Origin of the sequence: Gluconobacter sp. DsW_056 (genome assembly GCF_002153595.1) — a bacterium.
GTDB lineage: Bacteria > Pseudomonadota > Alphaproteobacteria > Acetobacterales > Acetobacteraceae > Gluconobacter > Gluconobacter albidus.
Genome location: NZ_JOPF01000002.1, coordinates 136,747 through 153,343, shown reverse-complemented (window position 1 = coordinate 153,343; position 16,597 = coordinate 136,747). Strand labels below are relative to the sequence as shown.

General features: G+C 59.6%; 15 protein-coding genes. 8 read left to right on the top strand and 7 right to left on the bottom strand.

Annotated features, from left to right (window positions below; all coding sequences use genetic code 11):
* The first annotated feature begins 117 nt into the window (after positions 1 to 117).
* Positions 118 to 1,593, top strand: a complete 1,476-nt coding sequence (locus tag HK22_RS01465) for an aminotransferase class V-fold PLP-dependent enzyme (protein WP_086648083.1) — start codon at positions 118 to 120, stop codon at positions 1,591 to 1,593.
* A 68-nt stretch (positions 1,594 to 1,661) separates the two neighbouring features.
* Positions 1,662 to 2,408, top strand: a complete 747-nt coding sequence (locus HK22_RS01460; protein ID WP_143412359.1) for a hypothetical protein — start codon at positions 1,662 to 1,664, stop codon at positions 2,406 to 2,408.
* A 2-nt stretch (positions 2,409 to 2,410) separates the two neighbouring features.
* On the opposite strand, the gene HK22_RS01455 is transcribed toward HK22_RS01460, so the two are convergent.
* Positions 2,411 to 3,301, bottom strand: a complete 891-nt coding sequence (locus HK22_RS01455) for a transporter (RefSeq protein ID WP_062031076.1) — start codon at positions 3,299 to 3,301, stop codon at positions 2,411 to 2,413.
* A 78-nt stretch (positions 3,302 to 3,379) separates the two neighbouring features.
* The gene (locus HK22_RS01450; RefSeq protein WP_062108561.1) at positions 3,380 to 5,851 is read right to left on the bottom strand and encodes a membrane-bound PQQ-dependent dehydrogenase, glucose/quinate/shikimate family; all 2,472 of its coding nucleotides are present in this window, start codon (positions 5,849 to 5,851) and stop codon (positions 3,380 to 3,382) included.
* 429 nt (positions 5,852 to 6,280) lie between these two features.
* On the opposite strand from HK22_RS01450, the gene HK22_RS01445 reads away from it, so the two are divergent.
* The gene (locus tag HK22_RS01445) at positions 6,281 to 7,186 is read left to right on the top strand and encodes a helix-turn-helix domain-containing protein (RefSeq protein ID WP_086648080.1); all 906 of its coding nucleotides are present in this window, start codon (positions 6,281 to 6,283) and stop codon (positions 7,184 to 7,186) included.
* On the opposite strand, the gene HK22_RS01440 is transcribed toward HK22_RS01445, so the two are convergent.
* Together HK22_RS01440 and HK22_RS01435 are read right to left on the bottom strand one after the other, a co-directional pair.
* Positions 7,161 to 7,541, bottom strand: coding sequence for an ArsC family reductase (locus HK22_RS01440; protein WP_086648079.1), 381 nt, complete (start codon positions 7,539 to 7,541; stop codon positions 7,161 to 7,163). The two genes, HK22_RS01445 and HK22_RS01440, sit on opposite strands and share 26 nt — an antisense overlap.
* A 17-nt stretch (positions 7,542 to 7,558) precedes the next feature.
* The gene (locus HK22_RS01435) at positions 7,559 to 8,290 is read right to left on the bottom strand and encodes an SDR family NAD(P)-dependent oxidoreductase (RefSeq protein ID WP_086648078.1); all 732 of its coding nucleotides are present in this window, start codon (positions 8,288 to 8,290) and stop codon (positions 7,559 to 7,561) included.
* Between the two features lie 135 nt (positions 8,291 to 8,425).
* On the opposite strand from HK22_RS01435, the gene HK22_RS01430 reads away from it, so the two are divergent.
* Positions 8,426 to 10,105 carry a SulP family inorganic anion transporter gene (locus HK22_RS01430; RefSeq protein ID WP_086648077.1) on the top strand — a complete coding sequence of 560 codons (1,680 nt, stop codon included), beginning with the start codon at positions 8,426 to 8,428 and terminating at the stop codon, positions 10,103 to 10,105.
* On the opposite strand, the gene HK22_RS01425 is transcribed toward HK22_RS01430, so the two are convergent.
* Complete coding sequence (locus HK22_RS01425; RefSeq protein ID WP_062108574.1) at positions 10,092 to 10,442, bottom strand: zinc ribbon domain-containing protein YjdM; 351 nt, start codon at positions 10,440 to 10,442, stop codon at positions 10,092 to 10,094. The genes HK22_RS01430 and HK22_RS01425 overlap by 14 nt on opposite strands.
* A gap of 151 nt (positions 10,443 to 10,593) precedes the next feature.
* Between HK22_RS01425 and HK22_RS01420 the strand changes: the two genes are divergently transcribed.
* Together HK22_RS01420 and pstS are read left to right on the top strand one after the other, a co-directional pair.
* Positions 10,594 to 11,523, top strand: coding sequence for a Dyp-type peroxidase (locus HK22_RS01420; RefSeq protein WP_086648076.1), 930 nt, complete (start codon positions 10,594 to 10,596; stop codon positions 11,521 to 11,523).
* Positions 11,524 to 11,599: 76 nt separating this feature from the next.
* Positions 11,600 to 12,589: a phosphate ABC transporter substrate-binding protein PstS gene (pstS, locus tag HK22_RS01415; protein WP_086648075.1), complete on the top strand. Its 990-nt coding sequence runs from the start codon at positions 11,600 to 11,602 to the stop codon at positions 12,587 to 12,589.
* Between the two features lie 22 nt (positions 12,590 to 12,611).
* Here pstS and HK22_RS15055 read toward each other — a convergent pair whose 3' ends face one another.
* Positions 12,612 to 12,779: a hypothetical protein gene (locus HK22_RS15055; protein WP_158093527.1), complete on the bottom strand. Its 168-nt coding sequence runs from the start codon at positions 12,777 to 12,779 to the stop codon at positions 12,612 to 12,614.
* Positions 12,780 to 12,799: 20 nt separating this feature from the next.
* Between HK22_RS15055 and HK22_RS01410 the strand changes: the two genes are divergently transcribed.
* Together HK22_RS01410 and ppk2 are read left to right on the top strand one after the other, a co-directional pair.
* Complete coding sequence (locus HK22_RS01410) at positions 12,800 to 14,257, top strand: carbohydrate porin (RefSeq protein WP_233142325.1); 1,458 nt, start codon at positions 12,800 to 12,802, stop codon at positions 14,255 to 14,257.
* 101 nt (positions 14,258 to 14,358) lie between these two features.
* Positions 14,359 to 15,276, top strand: a complete 918-nt coding sequence (ppk2, locus tag HK22_RS01405; protein WP_062108582.1) for a polyphosphate kinase 2 — start codon at positions 14,359 to 14,361, stop codon at positions 15,274 to 15,276.
* A gap of 61 nt (positions 15,277 to 15,337) precedes the next feature.
* On the opposite strand, the gene HK22_RS01400 is transcribed toward ppk2, so the two are convergent.
* Positions 15,338 to 16,483, bottom strand: coding sequence for an acyltransferase (locus HK22_RS01400; RefSeq protein WP_086648074.1), 1,146 nt, complete (start codon positions 16,481 to 16,483; stop codon positions 15,338 to 15,340).
* Positions 16,484 to 16,597 lie beyond the last annotated feature (114 nt).

Below are 16,597 nucleotides of genomic sequence, written 5' to 3'. Positions count from 1 at the left end.
TCATATGACCACAAAAAGGATTTTTCATCCTCAAAAAAGAAGCGGTTTTTACTCATTCCATCGGTCTATCGTTTCTTCATCACGCAGGGCCATCACGGACGGGGAAAACATCGCGCCATGGAAACGATCGGCAATCTCGACAACAGCACCGCCATTCTTGAACAGTTCGAGCAGTCCCTGCGTAGTAACGGGCTGGCCGCGCTTGCCAAGGGCGTGATCGGCGATGGTGCGAAATTTTCGACGCCGTTCGGTACGCAGTCCCTGCTTTACGCCGATTATGTCGCCTCAGGCCGTGCGCTGAAGCAGATCGAGACGTTCATCATGGACGAAATCCTGCCGTTCTATGCCAACAGCCACACCGAAGCCTCCTTCTGCGGCGCCTACATGACGCGCCTGCGCAACAGCGCCCGCGCAACCATCGCGCAGCTGTGCCACGCCCCCTCTCCCGATTTCACGACGATCTTCATGGGCAATGGCGCGACGGCAGGACTGAACCGTCTGGTGCACCTGCTGGAAATCCCGGCTCTGTGTGAGGCTGGCAAGCGGCCGATCGTCTTTATTGGTCCCTACGAGCATCATTCCAACATCCTGCCCTGGCGCGAGAGCGGTGCGGAGATCGTCGAAATTCCTGAGGCGGCGGAAGGTGGGCCGGACCTGAATGTTCTGGAACAGGCCCTGAAATCCTGCCCGGCAGATAGTCTGAAAATCGGCTCGTTCTCAGCAGCTTCCAACGTCACGGGCATCCTGACGGATGTGAACGCCGTCACGGCACTGCTCAGGCGAAATGGTGCCCTGTCGATCTGGGACTATGCCGGAGCCGGACCGTACTGCCCGATCGACATGCAGCCCGGAACGCCGTTCGAGAAAGATGCTGTCGTGGTTTCCTGCCACAAATTCATCGGTGGCCCTGCGGCTTCGGGCATTCTGATCGTGCGCAACGCCGCGATCTCGCGCACACTTCCCGTTCTTCCGGGCGGAGGCACCGTACGGTTCGTCTCCCCGTGGAACCACGATTACTCTGCCAATCTCGCGTCCCGTGAGGAAAGCGGGACGCCGAACGTGATCGGGGACATCCGCGCCGCGCTGGCCTTTATCGTCAAGGACGTTATTGGCGACGCCTACATGGCGCAGCGCAATGCGGAACTGCGCGCCCGGGCCGTAAAAGCCTGGAGCGGCAATCCCGCCATCGAAATTCTGGGGCATCCGACCGCTGCCGCGCTTCCGATCTTTTCATTCCGGATCCGCGATGTGCAGAACAACGTGTTCATCCATCAGCAGCTTTTCACACGCATGCTGTCGGACCGTTACGGCATTCAGGTTCGTGGCGGCTGTGCGTGTGCAGGCCCTTACGCGCACCGTCTGCTGGAAATTGACGAAGATGAGTCCGATCAGATCCGCAGCGCCATCCTGTCCGGGCAGGAAATCGAGAAGCCCGGCTGGACGCGCCTGAATTTCAGCGTGCTGATGGATGACGGCAAGGTCGAGCGTATCCTCAACGCGGTCAATGAACTCGCCAGCAACCCCTGCGAAACCGCCGCCCAGTATGACTGCGACATCACCACGGCGCGTTTTCGTCCGAAGGTTGCAGCCTGAAACAGGCTTGAAATCCGTCCCGTCGCAGGTCAACGTCTTCATTGCATAAACGTTATGGGACGCCTGCGATGAGACGGTGGATGGGTGTGTGGGCCGCAGGGCTTTTCCTCGCGTTGGGCGGGTGCGCGGCTGAAGGGCCCCTGCACCCGGCGACCGGGCGCCAGTTTTCGGCTTATACGCTCGAAATCGGCTGGACACCCAGCCTGCACCGGATCGGCAATACGAACCACACCGATACTCTGACGGTTCCGGCCCAGACCCTTTATCTATGGGCTTTCAGGGGCTCCATTCCGCAGGATCTTCAGAAAACTGGCGAGTCAGCCGATGACTGGCGTGATCGGGGGTGCCGGTCCTACGGTCCGGTTCACTTCCCGCCGGTTGTCCTCTCGCCTGCCCTGAGAAAAGACATCCTCGCCCTGACGCCTGAGGAAACGGACAAATTGCTGAGCTGGGACTATCAGGTCCGTGCGGCGTGTCTGGGCTTTGCGGAGGAGGATTTCTTTGAGGAAGCGGCGCGAACCTATACTGCTTTCAGCAACAGTCCAGCTGCAGCCATTCTGAGGGGAAATGCCGGAAAGACGGTCCGTCGTGACGCGCTGATCCGTGATCTTGCCGCGTCTCTGGGGAGCCGTCGGAGTGAGGCGATCCGTCTACGGTGCGCGACAGATCAGACATCCGGAAAGGCCGTGTTCGACCGGGTCTATATCGGCATCCGTGCCCGGCGGCTGGCGCTTTTTCCTGCAGCATCCTCGCTCGCGGATGAACCGCCCACGAGCGCGCCCTGCCCGGAAAGTTTTCTTATTCCAGCACCCTGATCTCAGAACAGATAGGCGATCTTCATGTAATAGGCGTTCGTCTCCGGCACGTTCCGTCCCTCGACGGAATGAGAATAACGTGGCGTGAACGACAGGCGTTTGGTGATGTAGAACATCGCACCGACGCCAAGTGCTGTTTCGCGACTGCTCGAATTCGCGACCCAGAGGTTGGATGTATTGTCGTGCATACCGCCGCTGTTCTGCCAGTCGAGCGAAAAGAACGGCTCGAAGCGTGATGTGGCTTTCCAGCTGAAACGCAGGTTCGTGTAGAACACGTTGCCGGGTGAATAGCTGTGCTCGCCGTTGCGGTGTTTGGTCGAACTCACGACACTGCCCAGATCGCCATCGAAGCTGAAATGCTTCCATTCATAGTCGAAAATGATGCTCGACAGGTTGGCCCAGTAATGCATTGCCATGGAATCCCGCGTGCCTGACGGGGTCTCCATGAAGGTCTGGATGCCGAGTGTGCTGTGTTTGTTGGGCTTGAACCAGGCTGCCGGCCCCACAATCGTCGTCCCCAGACCACCCCAGTTCTGCCCGTTGGCCAGAGTATAGGCCTCGGACTGGATCAGTTCGAAAGCAAAGCTGACATGCGGGATCGCGTCGAAGCTGCGGAAATGCACGTATTTCGTCATGCCGCTCCAGGTGTGACTGCCACCCCGCGCCCGGCGCTGGCCGCCACTGTCATAGACCGATCCGGCGGCGTTTCCATCACCGTACTGTACGACCACGTTGAACGGCTTGAAGTCCACCGGCAGGTCGTATTCGTGCGGGCCGATAATGGCCAGGGGAATATCCGCGGCATGAGCGGCAACGCCCGGAACGAGAGCAACAGCAGGCAACCAGGCTGTCAGGGCACCAAGGCGCACTCCGAGCGTGAATTTGCGACGCATGACGTGAATTTCCATAGAGATTGAGCGGGAGTGTGGAGCGTGTCCTCAGGGGGACACGCTCCGTCCATAAGCGGATGCTCAGTGCGCGGCGGCGCCCTGGTCTCCGTTCAGGCTGTAGGCGATGATATAATCACCGCTGCGGGTGCCAAGGCCCCCATGACCACCGGCGGCGATCACAACATACTGCTTCCCATCAATTTGATAGGACATCGGTGTTGCCTGTCCGCCTGCAGGCAGACGGTCCTGCCAGATGACCTTGCCGTTCGACATGTCGAAACCACGCAGGTAATCGTCGGCCGTCGCCCCCATGAAGGACACGCCGCCCTTCGTCAGGACGCTGCCACCGATGTTGTACATCCCGGTCGGAAGCGGGAGGTTGTTATGCGTCCGGAAAGGACCCGTGTCGCGTGTGGTGCCGACGGGGTGCTGCCAGACGATCTTCTTCGTCACCAGATCAATGGCCGTGATCTTGCCCCAGACCGGTCCCTTGCAGGGGATCTGAAGCGGGTTCAGCCACGGGCTGGTATAGGCGATGTAGGGCGTGCCGTAGTCCGGGGAAACGCTCAGCGCATCGCCCTTGGCTTCAGGCTTGTCGCCCTGACCGTTCCACTTCGGCAGAATGCCGGAATTTTCGGCCTTCTGACGTTTTTCCAGACGGATCCGGAACGGCAGGTAGCTCGCATTGGCGATCAGCAGTTTGCGCTGCGGATCAATGGAAGCACCCTGCCAGTCAACCACACCATAGAATGCCGGATAGACGATCGTCGTCTTGCCAACATGCGGCGGCGTGAACTGACCTTCGTAAGCGGACTGACGGAACTGGATGCGGCAGATCATCTGATCCAGCAGCGTCGCACCCCACATGTCGCTTTCCTTAAGGTCCGGCGGCGTCAGGGACGGCAGACCGACAGCGAAGGGCTGCGTCGGGGAGACATGGTCATCCGCTGCAACACCCGCGGTCGGAACCGGACGTTCCTCGACCGGGTAACCCGGAACCGGTTTGCCGGTACGACGGTCCAGAACGAAGAACTCACCGCGCTTCGTGCTCTGGATCAGAGCCGGAATGTTCTCGCCATTCGGGCCGGGCAGATCGACCATGGACGGTCCGATGGCCAGATCCATGTCCCACAGATCGTGATGCACGGTCTGGAAGGTCCAGCGGCGCTCACCCGTCTCGACATCGAGAGCAATCGTGGCGCTGGAAGTCGCGTCGTCGAACGGACGGCGCGAGCCACCCCAGTTGTCCGGCGGCGAGTTGCCCATCGGCAGGTACAGAAGACCCAGATCCGGATCAGCCGTGTAAACGCCCCATGCGTTCGGGGTGTCACGTGTCAGCTCATCGTTCGGGCCGGGCTTCCAGTTTTCCGGATTATGACCGGCATCCCAGGCCCATTCGATCTCGCCGTTGATCGGGTTGAACGCACGGATTGCACCGGAGGGCTCGAAATTCGCCTGGTTGTCAAAAATCCAGCCACCCAGAACCACGCGATCCTTCACCACCAGCGGCGGAGACGTCACGAAGTGGAAGCCATGCGGCACATGACCGAGATACTGGCGCAGGGAAATGAAGCCGTGCTCGCCGAAATCTTCGCAGGGCTTGCCGGTTTCAGCATCAACCGCCAGAAGGCGTACGTCGCCGACCGGGGAGAAAATGCGCTTCTGGCAGGCCTTTGAGCCATCCGGAGCCGTGTAGTCGTCCGGCGCCTTGTAGAAAGAGACACCACGGCAGGCCAGATAGACGTTCGCAGCCAGATCCTCGGCAGCAGGCTTGGGATCGAACTTCCACTTCACCTTGCCCGTCTTGGCATCGAGCGCCATGACCCAGTTATGCGGCGTGCAGAGATAGAGCGTGTCATCGACCTTGATCGGGGTGACTTCAAGGTTGAACTCGTGGCCCTGATCGGGACCTGCAACAACGCCTTCATCCGCCTTCTGGACGTCACCCGTACGGGTCACCCAGGCGCGCTTGAGGTTGCTGACATTCGCAGGCGTAATCTGGCCCAGCGGGCTGTAGCGGTCCCCACCCACAGTACGGCCATAAGCCGGCCAGTCGGCGTCGGGCGTGTCCTTGGCCGTCAGGTCGGACTGGTTGGTTGCGGCCATACGGTCTGCGGGAAGCGTGCCGTTGATGGAGTAGGACGTGAAGCAGCTTGCGATAATCGCAACCATCGCGATGACGGCCGAGCCGAGAAGCTCGCGCTTGTCCGAAACCCAGTTCTGACCGGTCCGCCACACCCACGGCAGCAGCATCCAAGCCGCGATGCCGACGAGCGTGAAGAGACGGACTTCCAGTCCCCAGATGTCGAACCCGACTTCAAGAACGGACCAGATGGTCGCCACCAGCAGGAGCGCGGCATAAAGACGCGCAGCCAGCAGGGGGTTCCTGAAGCTGACACCCGCAGCCGCAAGCATCACAAGGCCCAGAAGGGCATAGAACCACGAACCACCGAGAACGAGGAGATATCCCCCCCCTCCCAGCAGGAAAAGCCCGACAACTGCGAGCAGGATAGAGGTTAATGGAGACATTACCCTCTGGAGTGAAGCAGACATGACACCTCGTTCTTGCGAAAAACGAAAACCATTCTCTCTGAAATGATTTGTCTTTCCTGATCATCGGCGGAACGCGATACCGTTGGCGCTCCGTCATGGCTGTGACGGACGGGACAGCTCTGTTTGTGCATCAGGAGCGGCAGTGACCGGCGCTTGCAAAAGCCCCGGCTTTCATGCCTGTGTCCCTTCCGACCCACAGCACTGAACCGGAAAAGAAAGGAGTGTTGCGTTACCGATGGCCTGCGAAGAAACACACCCGATACGCAACGCTTCGCCTTTTCCAGAACCCGTCATTCCCGAATGTCTTCGCCGCAGGCTATCCCGTATGGTTGCACCCTCACCCGATTGTGACTGTCTGCGGCGCACCTGTCGCAGATCTGCGACAGGTTTTAGGCACCGGGTGCCTTATCCCGCCGCAAGGGGGGCACAATGACCACTGCCACCGCCCGGACATGCCTGTCGGATTCCTGGACGAGATGCTCCACGAACTATAATCTGGACCCGTCCGAACGCTGGGAAACGCAGGTGCTCAGCCAGCCTGAACTGCGCTTTGTCAGCGGCCGCACGCAGCGGCTGATCCAGAGCGCCCTTCCGGAAATGCAGCGCCTGCATACGCTGGTGGACCCGCTGGACTTCACGGTCATGCTGGCCGACCCGACCGGCATCGTCCTCTCGCGTCACACCCAGCGCAGCAATCTGAGCGGGTGTCGGCGGTGGCGTTTTCAGGCGGGTGCGGTCTGGAATGAAGCCAATGCCGGGACCAACGCGATCGGGACCTGCCTGCGCGAAGAACGCCCGGTCATGGTCGTTCACGACCAGCACTGGCGTTTGTGCTTCCGCAAGCTGACCGGCATGGCCGTGCCGGTTTACAATTCCATCGGGGAACTTGCAGGGGCCATCGACATCAGCTCATTCGTGGCCGAGAACGTCCTGCCCGCGGCGGCACTCCTGATGGATGCGCTCCAGACGACAGCCCGGCGCGTGGAGGAAAAACTGTTTCACGACCGCTTCCGGAAGGACATGATCCTGACCCTGGGGCCATCGACATCGTCCTCGGCCATGCTGGTTGCGCTGGATCGGGACGGCCATATCCGGGGCGCCACCCATGCCAGCCGTCGGCACATGAACTGGCCGGAAGGCGAACTGGCCGGCCTGCCCGCACTCCTGCCGCTGCTCGACAGTCAGGAAGAGCCGAATTTCCGGCGGGCAGAAGCTCAGGTCATCCGCTCCGCCCTCGGGACGGTGGGTGGCAATGTGAGCGCGGCCGCACGTCTTTTAGGCGTGAGCCGCGCCACACTACACCGCAAGATCAGGGCGCTTGGCCTGGATCACTAGGGCCAGACAGGGCTGCCGCGTAATCGTCGGGACGGAACCCGACCAGCAGCACATCCGGCCCTTCCAGCACGGGACGCCGGATCATCGCGGGATGTTCCAGCATAAGGGCTAGAGCCCGTTCCGTATCCAGAGACTCCCGAAGTTCGGGCGGAAGTTTGCGAAACGTCGTTCCCGAACGGTTCAGAAGCTTTTCCCAACCCAGTTTCGCAACCCAGCCCTCCAGCCGCGCCTGCGGAACACCGTCTTTGCGATAGTCATGGAAACTGGCCGCAACACCGTGCCCGGCCAGCCATGACCGGGCCTTGCGCATCGTATCGCAGTTGGAAATTCCGTAAATCGTGACGGATAGGGGCATGAGGTCTGTCTCCGGTCTCAGGCGACGAGGCCGCCATCCACCAGAATGGATGCGCCCGTGATGTAGGAGGCATCGGGGCTGGCGAGGAAGGATACCGTGCGGGCAATGTCATTGACCTTGCCGTAGGATTCCGTAGCCGTGAAGCTGCGGATAACGGCGGCACCCTCGCCATCTTCGGGGTTGAGATCCGTTGCGATCGGGCCTGGCTCGACGACATTCGCCGTAATCCCCTGCGGTCCGAGATCCCGCGCCACGCCCTTTGCGAACCCGATCAGACCGGCCTTCGTCGCGGCGTAAAGCGAAATCCCCTGAAACGGTGTGCGCTCGCCAAAAGCCGAACCGATATAGATCAGGCGCCCGCCCGCCTTCATGTATTTAAGAGCTTCGACCGTCTCGATCATTGCCGCACGCAGGTTGAGGTTCAGAACATCCTCGATCTGCGACACACTCATCTGGGCAATCGGGCCGTAGGGATAGATGCCCGCATTGCACACGAGTGTATCCAGACGCCCGAACGCTTCATGCGTCTTCGTGATCGCTGCGATATTGCCGTCTGTACTGCCACCATCAGCCTGCACCGCAACCGCACGACGCCCCAGTGCTTCGACCTCGGCGACAACTTTCTGAGCAGCCTTTTCATTGCGGGCATAGGTAAGAGCAATATCGAAGCCATCCTGCGCCAGTTTCAGCGCAATGGCGGCACCGATACCGCGTGATCCACCTGTAACGAGAGCCACTCTCTGGGTCATGATCCTGTTCCTTCTGAATGCGCTGACGAAAGATCCGTCTCTAGCGGCCGGATCATGCGGCATTTTCGAGCCGGACCCAACCACCTCCCTGACATTGTGAAGACATCCCTTCATCAAGCGCCTAAAACACACGTCATGTCGGAACAGAAGAACCCCACCAGAACCCATCGCGGTTGGCCGGATATTGTCGCAGGTCTTTCCCTTGCTTCGGTGAATATTCCGCAGGTTCTGGGTTATACGCGCATCGCGGCCATGCCGGCGGTGACGGGCCTTTATACGGTCCTGCTGCCGCTTGTGGCGTTCGCAGCCTTTGGGTCCTCCCGGCATCTGGTAGTGGCGGCCGATTCCGCAACGGCGGCCATTTTCTCAAGCGCCATCGGCAAAATGGCACCGGCGGGAAGTCCACATTACATGGCGCTCGTCAGCATGACAGCGCTGCTCTGCGCGGCTCTCCTGCTTGTGGCGCGGGTCTTTCGGCTGGGATTTCTGGCGGATTTCCTGTCCCGCACCGTTCTCACCGGGTTTCTGGCGGGTGTGGGCGTACAGGTCTGCATCGCCATGCTTCACGACATGCTGGGCGTGTCCGTCAGCGCGCATAACCCGCTGCTTCAGGCGTATGACACGCTTCGTCAGCTTCCGCAGGCAAGCCTTGTGGTCGCCGGGCTTTCCGCTTTTACGGTCGGGGTTCTCATGACCGGACAGCGTCTCGCCCCGCATCTGCCAGCCGGGCTTTGTGTCGTCATCGGGAGCATCGCCCTGAGCATGGGGCTGAACCTGCCGCATCACGGCGTTCCCACACTCGGCCATGTCGCAGGCGGGTTGCCGCATTTCGGCCTGCCTGGCGTCTCATGGAACGAACTTCTCGGCCTCCTGCCCGTGGCCGCGTCGTGCGTGTTCGTCATCATCGCACAGAGTGCCGCCACGTCCCGGGTCTTCGGAGAGCGGTTTCATGAAACCGTCGATGAAAACCGTGACCTTCTGGGGCTGTCCGCCGCAAATATCGCTGCCGGTCTGAGCGGTACCTTCACCGTCAATGGCAGCCCCACCCAGACCGCCATGGCTGTGCGTTCCGGTGCACGCAGTCAGATCGCGCAGGTGACGTTTGCCTGCGTGACGCTCATGGTGCTGCTGTTTCTGACACGCCCGCTGGAGGCCCTGCCCCGCTGCGTTCTGGCCGGGATCGTTTTTACTGTCGCCATTGGGATGATCGACCTGAAAAGCCTGCGCGCGATCCGGCAGGAAAGTCCGGGCGAGTTCTGGCTGGCCATGACGACCGCCGCCGTTGTGGTAGGGATTGGTGTTGAGGAAGGCATTTTCCTCGCCATAGCGCTCTCGCTGTTTCGCCATGTCCGACACAGCTACGAGCCCCATACGGTGGTCCTGCAACAGGCCGCAGGCACAGGAATTCTGGAAGCCCTGCCTGCGAAGAACGGGCTGGAAACGGTTCCGGGCCTCATCGTCTTCCGGTTCTGCGCGGATCTGTTCTACGCTAACTCGACGCGCTTTCGTCAGGACCTTCTGGCTCTGGTGGACCACGCCCCGCACCCGGTCCGCTGTGTCGTCCTTGACGCAAGTCCCGTCACGGACATCGACTATTCCGCCGCCGCCGACCTGCGGGACCTGATCGCGCAGCTCCAGCAGCGCGGGATTACACTGATGTTCGGGCGGGTGAGCGTCTATCTGCGCTCAGACATGGACCGCCATCACATCACTCCCGCCCTCGGAGCCGATAATATCTACCCGGAACTGCATACAGCGCTGAAAGCCGCCCACGATATTCTGGGAGGCCCTGCGCCGTCCGTCAGGCTTTCCTGACGAACTCGGATTTCAGGTTCATCGCCCCGATCCCGGCGATCTTGCACGCGATATCGTGCCCGTCTCCGCCGTCCGACAGGCGGATGTTCTTCACCTTGGTCCCGCCTTTGACGACCATGGACGAGCCCTTGATCTTGAGATCCTTGATGACCGTTACTGTGTCGCCATCCGCCAGAACATTGCCGTTGGCATCACGGATCTCGCCGGAAGCCTCGCCGCTTTCCGCTGCCGTCTCGGCCGGGTTCCACTCATGCGCACATTCCGGGCACATCCACAGCGCGCCGTCCGGATAAACATGTTCGCACCCGCAGACCGGGCATTTCAGATTGCTGTCCATGATGACCTTTTTTCGTTTATGGCCGGACCCTACTGCACGCAGTCCGTATTTCAAAACGGGGATTGGCCGTTTTCATAACCTGTTCGTTTGACAGGACGCGCGCTATCAACAGCCAGACATATATTGCCACGCTGATGGAAAGACTGTTCCAATGTCCGACGCTACGCCCCAGCCCGTTGCCGCCCCCCTGACGCGCGCCGCCATTTTCCTTGTCCTGAACATCAATCCCGGCACGGAAGCGGAAAAGACCATCCGCAGCCTTTGTGCGGATCTTTCCGGCCTGCGCCGCACAGTCGGCTTCCGGGATCTGAACGGGCAGCTTTCCTGCGTTCTGGGGTTCGGATCGGCCGCATGGGACCGTCTTTTTCCCGGCCCGCGTCCACAGGAACTGCATCCGTTTCAGGAAATCAAAGGCGTCCATCACGCCGTCTCCACACCTGGCGACATGCTGTTCCATATCCGCGCCACCCGCATGGACATGTGCTTCGAAATGGCCAGGCTGGTCATGGAGCGCCTGCGTGCCGTCTGCACGGTTGTAGATGAAGTCCACGGCTTCAAATATTTCGACGACCGGGACCTGATCGGTTTCGTGGACGGCACGGAAAACCCTGAAAATGCCGCAGCCTGCGAGGCCGCCATCATCGGCGACGAAGATGCGGCGTTCAAAGGCGGAAGCTACGTCATCACGCAGAAATATTTCCACGATCTCGACGCCTGGAACACCCTGCCCGTCGAGATGCAGGAAAAGATCATCGGCCGCAAAAAGCTGTCCAATGTTGAACTCGATGACAAAACAAAACCCGCCTATGCCCATAACGCCCTGAATGTCGTGACGCGCAACGGCAAACAGGTCGATATCCTGCGCGACAACATGCCGTTCGGTGAGGCTGGCAAGGGCGAATTCGGCACCTATTTCATCGGCTATGCCCGCTCCCCGTCCGTCACGGAGGAAATGCTGCACAACATGTTCGTCGGCAAACCCGCAGGAAATTACGACCGTCTGCTGGATTACAGCCGTCCCGTCACGGGCTCACTGTTCTTTGTTCCGTCGGCCGATTATCTGGACGATATCGACGCCTGATCGTGCAAAGAAGCGTGGTCACACGCTCGCCCGTAATGATAGACAAACCGGGCCATAAAGCGGAGCGTGGTTGAGCATGTATCACTGGGGCAAGCGGATCGCGCGCTGCGTAATGGGCGTTCTTGGAGTCCTTTTCTGCGGGACGGCCTATTCCGCTGATCTCACCGGCGGCGGGTCCAGCTTTGCCGCTCCGCTTTACCGGGGCTGGGGCGGGGGTTTTCATCACCAGACCGGCCTGTCCCTCACCTATCAAAGCGTCGGCTCCGGTGTGGGACAAAAGCTCGTTATGGCTGCGGGCGTGGATTTCGGAGCCTCGGATCTCCCTCTCGCGGACACCTGGCTGGACTCAAACAGCCTCTATCAGTTCCCGACCGCACTGGGGGCGATCGTGGTGATTATCAACGTCCCCGGCGTTGCTTCCAACCAGATGAAACTGGACGGCCCAACGCTCGCCGCGCTGTTTGACGGCACGATCACAACGTGGGCCGATCCACGTCTCCGGGCCCTGAACCCCGGCCTGCGCCTGCCGGATCTGGATGTGCTCCCCATCCACCGCGAGGAAGCCTCGGGCACCAGCCATGTTTTCGCGGATTATCTGCATAATGTCGCGCCCGACTGGAAAGCCGGGATGTGGGCTGACGGACCCGAAGCGCGGGGCAATGACGGGGTCGCGGCCAGCGTGCGCCAGTCCATCGGGGGCATCGGCTTTGTGGAATATGCGTTCGCGCGCCAGAACAGGCTCAATACCGTCCGGCTGAAAAACCATGCAGGGCAGTTCGTCATGCCCGACAGAACGTCATTCACCCGTGCCGCCACCAGCGCGGACTGGTCGCACGCTGACCATTACGCCGTGAATCTTCTCCAGGCCCCGGCGCCACAGGCCTGGCCGATCATGAGCGCAACCTTCGTTCTCGTACCTGCCCATCCGACAGACAAAACGGCAGCCGCCGTCACAAAAATATTTTTCAGATATGGCCTGAAACAGGGCGACGACGTGGCGCGGGATCTGGATTACGTGCCGCTGCCCCTGAGCGTGAAAGACCGGATCCTGTCCGGCTGGCCCTGAACCCCTCAAAGTCATAATAACTTCACTTCACATCCCCCGCCCCGTCCTGTGAATGGTCCGGACAGTCCATACCCTCAGGGAAGGGAAGCCGTCTTGCCAGACCGTGTTCCGGATCATTGCCGATCGCCGCATGTCTCCAGCCCTGCTGGAGCGCTTCATCCGGTTGTCCCGGCGCTGCGCCTGTCCGCATTCATCTGACGGGATACCGGCATGTCCGAAGGATGTTCTCCTTCGCTCCTGCGGCCGACGGGCCGATGTTTTGCGCTGGTTTTCCTGATCGGAACCGCACGGGCGGCAACAGCGCCGCTTGTCACCGATGTCCTGCCATCAGGCGTCCCCCTGCCCTCCCCGGCACCGGGGTTCGTTTTGCCCCCTGAAGATACGGGCACCGAACTTCTCGGAGATATCGGCGGCGCACGATCCTGGCTGGGCCGGAAAGGAGTCCGGTTCAATCTTCAGGATGTCGAGGAAGTCTGGGGCCTCGCTTCCGGCGGCCTGCACCCCGGTCCGACCTATGACGGCATGACGGCCGCAACACTTCTGCTGGAAACACGCCGGGCCTTCGGATGGCATGACGGGCTGTTCAATATCAGCGCCATTCAGGTCCGGGGACGGTCTCTGGCCGGAGAACGTCTTGGCTCCCTCAACCCGGTCAGTGGTTATGATGCCGGCCGGACGACCCGCCTGTTCGAACTCTGGTACGGGCAGGGGTTTTTCGGAAACCGGCTGGATATCCGCGTCGGAACGATTGATCTGGATACCGAATTTCTGGTCAGCCAGAACGCGTCCCTGTTCCTGAATGCCAGTTTCGGCTGGCCGCTCTCGACATCCAGCAATCTCTATTCGGGCGGTCCTTCCTGGCCGTTTTCCGCCGTCGGAACACGGATCAAATGGTCCCCCGCCTACCCGCTCGTGCTCATGCTTGCCATCACGGACGACAATCCGACCCGAGGTCCCTTCTACAGTACCCTCAGTCCAACACGGATCGACCCGTCGGGAACAACCTTTTCCACCAAAGGCGGCACGCTTTTCATGGGAGAAGCCCAGCTCTGGGTCGATGCGGCACAGAGCCTTTCGGGAAAAGACGCCCCTGCCCTTCCGGGAACATGGAAAATTGGTGGGCTGTACGATACAGGCCGCTTTCCGGACCCGCGTTTCGACAGTCAGGGCGGCCTCCTGGGCAGTCCGGACAGTACCGGCACACCTTTATACCACTCCGGCACCTGGCTGGGATATGTCGTGCTCGATCAGGCGCTCTGGCGAACAGTCGGCGATCCGGTCAAGGCCATCAACACTTTCATACGCGCCACAATGGCCAGCGGCACCCGAAACCGTCTTACCGCCGAGGTGGAAGCCGGTCTGACCTTTCAGGGCTTTGTCCCTTCGCGCCCCAATGATGTAATCGGAATTGGCTGGGGAACAGGATTTTTCAGCCATCGCGCCAAAGAAAACGCACGGGATGTCATCTGTCTTTCAGACAGCTCGGCCAGACTTCTGGTGCCGGAAAACCATATCGAACTGACATGGCAGGTTCCGGTCCGCGATTACCTCACCCTCCAGCCGGATTTCCAGTATTTCTGGAATCTGGGTGGCCAGGAACCTGTAAAAGGCGCCGCATCCGTATCGCGGGGAGCAGTTCTGGGTCTGAACATGACCACGTCCTTCTAAAACCGGTTTTATGATTTCAATTAAGTTTCAAACTTCGGTTCCGCTTTGCCCGGTAAGGTTCTCTTCACGGCCTGTAAAGCCGGTGACAAAGGAACCAATTCATGACGCAGGACAAGGATTTCGGCGGTCTCTCGCCAGACGAACAGGCTCGGGAGCGCATGCGCTACGAAATCATCGATGACCTGGATGAAGAATTCGAGCTTTCTCTTGAAGAAAACGAAGGCAAGAGCCTCGATCCTGCGGAGCGTGCCTTTCGTCGCCTCTATTTCCGCGAACTGATCCGCCTGCAGGGCGAACTCATCAAACTGCAGGACTGGGTCAAAGCCAGTGGCGAGCGGATTGTCGTACTCTTTGAAGGCCGGGACGCCGCTGGCAAGGGCGGTGCGATCAAACGCATCACCCAGCGTCTGAACCCCCGGATCTGCCGCGTCGCCGCCCTGCCAGCCCCAAATGATCGCGAGCGCACGCAGTGGTACTTCCAGCGCTATGTGGCGCATCTTCCGGCCGCTGGTGAAATCGTTCTCTTTGATCGCAGCTGGTACAACCGGGCCGGCGTTGAACGCGTCATGGGGTTCTGCACGGACGAAGAATATGAAGAATTCTTCCGCTCTGTTCCCGAATTCGAACGCATGCTGGTCCGCAGTGGTGTCCGGGTCATCAAGTTCTGGTTCTCAATCACGGACGAAGAGCAGGAATCACGCTTCCGCGCCCGGATCGAAGATCCGCTGAAGCAGTGGAAGCTTAGCCCGATGGATCTTGAAAGCCGTCGCCGCTGGGAGAATTACACTCTGGCCAAGGAAATCATGCTGGAGCGTTCCAGCATCCCCGAAGCCCCGTGGTGGGTCGTTCCCGCCGTGGACAAGAAACGCGCGCGACTGAACTGTATCGCCCACTTCCTGTCTCTCGTGCCTTACGAACCCGTCAGCCGCACAGAAATTGTCCTGCCGGAGCGTGTATTCCATCCGGATTACGAACGCGAACCCACGCCTGAAACCATGCTCGTCCCCGAGCGGTACTAAAACACACCTGCGCTCTTCCCGTGCAGCAACACGGGAAGAGACATCCCCTGCCTTGCTTCATTCATCCGCGCGACAAAGCAGTCCTGACATGGCGCTGGAGCTTTTTTCCAAGGTCATTGAAAGGAATTTCAACAAACCGATAGGAAAAATAAGACGCTCCCAAGGAAATGGCGAGAACCGGAACCAGCATCAGGACCATCTGTACCGGAAGCGCATAAGGCAGCAGGAAAGACGACATCAACCGCGCAGTCACGACAATAACCAGAAAATGAACGAGATAGATCCCAAAGGAAATATCTCCAATCCAGACCAGCCAGCGCGCTGAAAGCAGTCGGGACATGTGGTTCTGCGTCGCAAGACCATAAATGATGAAGGCAGAAAACACTGCTTCGATCAGGCTGCAAAGCGGATCATGAAATGAAAGGTCTGCCCGGCCGGTCACCACTTCCAGAATTACCCGCGTGCATACGAGCCCGATCACCATGACATAAAAGAAAAGATCGGAATAACGACTGGCGTAAGACTGCAAAATTCTGAAGGTCAGAATTCCCACAACAAAATCCACCGTATACAAAAGCGGCAGGGTCTTTCCACCACCATCGGCGGCGAGAAACGACAGGACCGCAGCGACGATGAAAGTCAGGAGTGCAGGCCACAGACGCTTTGTGCAGGCTTTGACAAGGAATGGCAGTATCAACGCCACCAGCAATTCGCAGGCGATGGTCCAGTTCTGGGGAACGAGAGCACTGTTCATGCCAACAAAACACTTCGCCAGAATGGATGCGGATAGCGGCACGTCATGCGGCAGCAACCCGTCGAACCAGGGACTGGTGAATGGCACTTTCCAGGTCGAAAGCGTCGATTTCACATAAAGAAGCGACAGGGCCGTCACGACAGCAAGCAGCGGAACAATGCGGAAAAACCGCCGCACATAGAAGCCGAGCAGTTCGCTCAGACTTATGGCTCTGCTGAAAAATGATGGCGACAGCACGAAACCGCTGAGGACGAAAAACACGACAACGGCAGCATGCGAATTGAGAAAAATATCCTCATACGCAAGTCCGATGGATCCGCCCACGGGAAAGCAGATAATGTAATGGCGCAACAATACGATCATGGAAGCGATTCCCCGCAGCGATTGCAGGGAGGGAATATGATCGCCGGAAGGTCTGCTCAAACGGGCGGTTTCGGACGTCCTGTCAGACATTCTTTTTGCTTCTCCTGAAACGATTTTATCTCCGATATTAAGCCATTAGAAACAAAAAAGAAGCACCCATTCCTGGGTGCTTCTTTTTCAGTCCCGAAACATGCCGTTCACCGG

Coding starts and splice junctions, on each gene's coding strand:
- HK22_RS01465 (WP_086648083.1), top strand. CDS start 118: ATGGAAACGATCGGCAATCTCGACAACAGCACCGCCATTCTTGAACAG.
- HK22_RS01460 (WP_143412359.1), top strand. CDS start 1,662: ATGAGACGGTGGATGGGTGTGTGGGCCGCAGGGCTTTTCCTCGCGTTG.
- HK22_RS01455 (WP_062031076.1), bottom strand. CDS start 3,301: ATGCGTCGCAAATTCACGCTCGGAGTGCGCCTTGGTGCCCTGACAGCC.
- HK22_RS01450 (WP_062108561.1), bottom strand. CDS start 5,851: ATGTCTGCTTCACTCCAGAGGGTAATGTCTCCATTAACCTCTATCCTG.
- HK22_RS01445 (WP_086648080.1), top strand. CDS start 6,281: ATGACCACTGCCACCGCCCGGACATGCCTGTCGGATTCCTGGACGAGA.
- HK22_RS01440 (WP_086648079.1), bottom strand. CDS start 7,541: ATGCCCCTATCCGTCACGATTTACGGAATTTCCAACTGCGATACGATG.
- HK22_RS01435 (WP_086648078.1), bottom strand. CDS start 8,290: ATGACCCAGAGAGTGGCTCTCGTTACAGGTGGATCACGCGGTATCGGT.
- HK22_RS01430 (WP_086648077.1), top strand. CDS start 8,426: ATGTCGGAACAGAAGAACCCCACCAGAACCCATCGCGGTTGGCCGGAT.
- HK22_RS01425 (WP_062108574.1), bottom strand. CDS start 10,442: ATGGACAGCAATCTGAAATGCCCGGTCTGCGGGTGCGAACATGTTTAT.
- HK22_RS01420 (WP_086648076.1), top strand. CDS start 10,594: ATGTCCGACGCTACGCCCCAGCCCGTTGCCGCCCCCCTGACGCGCGCC.
- pstS (WP_086648075.1), top strand. CDS start 11,600: ATGTATCACTGGGGCAAGCGGATCGCGCGCTGCGTAATGGGCGTTCTT.
- HK22_RS15055 (WP_158093527.1), bottom strand. CDS start 12,779: ATGCGGACAGGCGCAGCGCCGGGACAACCGGATGAAGCGCTCCAGCAG.
- HK22_RS01410 (WP_233142325.1), top strand. CDS start 12,800: ATGTCCGAAGGATGTTCTCCTTCGCTCCTGCGGCCGACGGGCCGATGT.
- ppk2 (WP_062108582.1), top strand. CDS start 14,359: ATGACGCAGGACAAGGATTTCGGCGGTCTCTCGCCAGACGAACAGGCT.
- HK22_RS01400 (WP_086648074.1), bottom strand. CDS start 16,483: ATGTCTGACAGGACGTCCGAAACCGCCCGTTTGAGCAGACCTTCCGGC.